This is a genomic window from Phytobacter sp. V91 (genome assembly GCF_965644225.1).
GTDB lineage: Bacteria > Pseudomonadota > Gammaproteobacteria > Enterobacterales > Enterobacteriaceae > CBFFRJ01.
On the sequence record NZ_CBFFRJ010000220.1, the window covers coordinates 1 to 4,376 of the forward strand.

The window sequence follows — 4,376 nt, forward strand, 5'->3', positions numbered from 1 at the left end:
CGGGCATCGTGAAAAATCTATGGCAAAGAAAGCCTTATGTTCTCATAACTGACGATTAAATCGCACCTTCCTTAGGTCGTGAGGATCTGCCGACGCAATCGCTTATTGCCAGTTTTTTCTTTTGCTTGTTTTGCCAATGCCAGGATTCATGCTGTTAGTTGGATCATTCTTCAGGTAAAAGCGTTTTAAACTCTCCGCTGCTTCATATAAATGTCCGACGTTATGTTCCGCAGGGTACTGCGCGCCACGCTGGCGCAATAATTCCAGCATCTTTTCCTTGAGAGCGTGCGTATCCACGCCTTTCTTCACAATATAATCCTGATGGAAAACATGGCAGAAGAAATGGCCGTAATAGAGTTTATGCACGAGCTGGCTGTCTATTTCCGGCGGAAGATGTTCGAACCAGTCGTTATCATTACGCCGCAGGGCGATATCCAGGGCCAGAATATCTTCCACCTCATCGGCATGTACGGCCTGATAACGAATGGCGGCGCCCGCGGCGGCGAAGCGGTGCAGGAAGGCTTTGTTGCCCTCTTCGGCAGTGCAGGCGAAGAAATCCCCTTCGGCGGACTGGAAAAACGTCGCCAGCCACTGCTGAGCCTCGCTGATGCCCTCGTCTGACATCTTCAGCAGCAGATGATGCTCATAGTTGTCACGCCAGCTTTTCATTCGCGCGGGCAGATGCGAGGGGAAGAGATGTCCCAGTTTTTGCATGGCGCGATCGGTGAAGTTAGGCCTGAACAGCGAAGCCTTCGCCAGCAGGGCGTCGGTGCGACCTTTAAGGGTAAAGAAGAACGGCATCTTATCGGTGCCGAGCTTGTCGATCATCAGGAAGGTATCTTTGCCGTACTTTTCAGCGATGTCATAGATATCCCGGTGCATATATTCACCGGCCACTGGCAGGTGAGTAAACTGGCTAAGAATATGGCGACGGATATGGTTTAGTACTTCAGGTTGATTGGTGCCAATATAGAAAACCTGCTGGCGTGACCGGGCGACGAAGGTATTAAGTCGGACGGCAAAAACGGCCAGCTTCCCGGCGCAGCCGGAAGATTCGAACAGTCTGTCCGGATCGGCGTTATAGCGTGCCGGCGTATCGGCATCCACATCGCGCACGCGGTTAACATAGTCAGAATCGTGTCCGCGGCGGCCATCGTGGCGAACATCGGCATCACTGACCCGCTCATCATCCAGCTTACCGAGGATCTGCTCAGGCGTACTGCCGCAGTCAATGCCCAGGTGGTTCACCAGCTGCAGTTTGCCGTTCTCGTCAATCCGCGCATAGAGCGACATTTCGGTCCACGCCGGGCCGCGTTGTATCAGCGCGCCGCCGGAGTTATTGCAAATTCCGCCCACCACCGAGGCGCCAATACAGGATGAGCCAATCACCGAGTGAGGTTCACGGCCCAGCGGCTTAAGGGCTTTTTCCAGCGCATAAAGCGTGGTGCCGGGAAACGCGATAACCTGCTCGCCTTTGTCGATCAGCAGCAGCTTATCCAGACGTAAGGTGCTGATGATAACCACATCGCGATCGTAATCATTGCCATTCGGCGTGGAACCTTCGGTCAGGCCGGTATTGGCCGCCTGCATAAGAATTATTTTATCCGCGCTGACACAGGCGGCCAGCACGCGCCACAGCTCCAGCAGAGCGCCAGGGAACACCACCGCCAGCGCATCCCCCTGGCCGGAGCGAAAGCCTTTACGGTAGCGCGCGGTCTTTGCCGGATCGGTAAGCAGATGATGGGGGCCGACAATACGCCGCAGTTCGCCGATAAAGGCCGGGTTTTCCTGAGAAATTGAGGAAGACATTATCCATTCCTTGTGCTGAAAGAATCATTTCGCCTTAAAGGATAGTCCTGACAAGTGAGTAATTCTCAGAAAAATAAGAGAATAACCATGCAACCCCGACTACGATTATGGCACACTGCGTTTTTTTCATGGTCTGGCCGAACAGTGGTCTGAAAAACGAGAGAATAAACGACATGAAATGGCTATGTACTGTAGGTGTCGCCGTGAGTCTTGCGTTGCAACCTGCACTGGCAGAAGAGATGTTTGGCAATCATCCGCTGACCCCTGAAGCGCGGGATGCGTTTGTCACCGACTTACTTAAAAAGATGACGGTCGATGAGAAAATCGGTCAGCTTCGTTTAATCAGCGTCGGCCCGGACAATCCCAAAGAAGCTATCCGCGAGATGATTGGCAAAAATCAGGTGGGGGCGATTTTTAATACCGTCACCCGCCCGGATATTCGCGCGATGCAGGATCAGGCCATGCAGCTCAGCCGCCTGAAGATTCCGCTGTTCTTCGCCTACGATGTGCTGCACGGCCAGCGTACCGTATTCCCGATTAGCCTTGGGCTTGCCTCCAGCTTCAACCTCGATGCGGTGAATACCGTGGGGCGCATTTCCGCTTATGAAGCGGCAGATGACGGCCTGAACATGACCTGGGCGCCGATGGTGGACGTTTCCCGCGATCCGCGCTGGGGCCGTGCCTCAGAGGGCTTCGGTGAAGACACTTTCCTGACCACCGAAATGGGCGTGGCGATGGTGAAAGCCATGCAGGGTAAAAGCCCTGCAGATCGCTACTCGGTGATGACCAGCGTTAAACACTTCGCCGCATATGGCGCGGTGGAAGGCGGCAAAGAGTACAACACGGTCGACATGAGCCCACAGCGCCTGTTCAACGACTATATGCCGCCTTACAAAGCGGGACTGGATGCGGGCAGTGGCGCGGTGATGGTGGCGCTTAACTCCCTGAACGGCACGCCTGCGACCTCCGATGGCTGGCTGCTCAAAGATGTGCTGCGTGACGAGTGGGGCTTTAAGGGCATTACCGTTTCCGATCACGGCGCGATTAAAGAACTGATTAAGCACGGTGTGGCGGCCGATCCGCAGGATGCGGTGCGCGTGGCGCTGAAGTCCGGCATTAACATGAGCATGAGCGATGAATACTACAGCAAGTATTTGCCGGGGCTGGTGAAGTCCGGGCAGGTGACGATGGCTGAGCTGGATGATGCCGCCCGCCATGTGCTTAACGTCAAATATGATATGGGGCTGTTTAATGACCCCTACAGCCATCTTGGCGCGAAAGAGAGCGACCCGAAAGATACCAATGCCGAAAGCCGTCTGCATCGCAAAGAGGCCCGCGAAGTGGCGCGTGAAAGTCTGGTATTGCTGAAAAACCGCCTTGAGACGCTGCCGCTGAAAAAAGAGTCTACCGTGGCGGTAGTGGGTGCGCTGGCGGACAGCAAGCGTGACATGATGGGAAGCTGGTCTGCCGCAGGTGTCGCCGGGCAGTCGGTGACGGTGCTGGCTGGTATTCGCAATGCGATGGGCATCAAAGGGACTGTTATCTATGCCCGTGGCGCAAACGTGACTGACGATCAAGGCATCGTCGATTTCCTCAACGAATATGAACCGGCAGTCGTGCAGGACAAACGCAGCCCGCAGGCGATGATTGACGAGGCCGTTGCGGCAGCGAAGAAAGCCGATGTCGTGGTTGCGGTGGTGGGTGAAGCGCAGGGGATGGCCCATGAGGCTTCCAGCCGTACCGACCTGACCATTCCGCAAAGCCAGCGTAATTTGATTGCGGCGCTGAAAGCCACCGGCAAGCCGCTGGTGCTGGTGCTGATGAACGGTCGCCCGCTGGCGCTGGTCAAAGAAGATCAACAGGCCGATGCGATTCTGGAAACCTGGTTTGCCGGGACCGAAGGCGGTAACGCCATTGCCGATGTGCTCTTTGGCGACTACAACCCGTCCGGCAAGCTGCCGATGTCCTTCCCGCGCTCAGTGGGTCAGGTGCCGGTTTATTACAGCCACCTCAATACGGGCCGTCCGTATAATGCCGACAACCCAAACAAGTACACGTCGCGTTACTTCGATGAGGCCAATGGTCCGCTGTATCCGTTCGGTTATGGTCTGAGCTACACCACATTCAGCGTTTCCGATGTGAAGATGTCAGCGCCGACCATGGCCCGCGACGGCAAAGTGACCGCCAGCGTTGAGGTGACTAACACCGGCAAGCGTGATGGCGCGACGGTTATCCAGATGTACCTGCAGGACGAAACCGCATCAATGAGCCGCCCGGTGAAAGAGCTGCGTGGCTTCGAGAAGGTGGATCTGAAAGCGGGCGAGACAAAAACCGTCAGCTTCCCGATCGACATTGATGCTCTGAAATTCTGGAATCAGCGCATGAAATATGCGGCTGAACCCGGCAAATTCAATGTCTTTATCGGTGTGGATTCCGCCCGCGTTAAACAAAGCGCGTTTGAGCTGAAGTAATCGTCAAAAGGCCGCGTAAGCGTAATGCCGATCAGTTAAGGATCGGTTGACCGATCCTTAATCTGCGGCACTATAACGGCTTCCACAACAGGGAGC

Annotated in this window: 2 protein-coding genes; one reads left to right on the plus strand and one right to left on the minus strand. The window is 55.3% G+C overall.

Features of this window, described 5'->3' with window-relative positions; all coding sequences use genetic code 11:
* Positions 1 to 102: 102 nt before the first annotated feature.
* Positions 103 to 1,809: a D-lactate dehydrogenase gene (gene dld / locus ACSZO4_RS24810; protein ID WP_437891753.1), complete on the minus strand. Its 1,707-nt coding sequence runs from the start codon at positions 1,807 to 1,809 to the stop codon at positions 103 to 105.
* A 173-nt stretch (positions 1,810 to 1,982) separates the two neighbouring features.
* On the opposite strand from dld, the gene bglX reads away from it, so the two are divergent.
* Positions 1,983 to 4,280, plus strand: a complete 2,298-nt coding sequence (bglX, locus tag ACSZO4_RS24815; RefSeq protein WP_437891754.1) for a beta-glucosidase BglX — start codon at positions 1,983 to 1,985, stop codon at positions 4,278 to 4,280.
* Positions 4,281 to 4,376: the final 96 nt, after the last annotated feature.

Bases quoted from the DNA above. Each gene is read 5' to 3' on its own strand.
- dld (WP_437891753.1), bottom strand. From the start codon at position 1,809: ATGTCTTCCTCAATTTCTCAGGAAAACCCGGCCTTTATCGGCGAACTG.
- bglX (WP_437891754.1), top strand. From the start codon at position 1,983: ATGAAATGGCTATGTACTGTAGGTGTCGCCGTGAGTCTTGCGTTGCAA.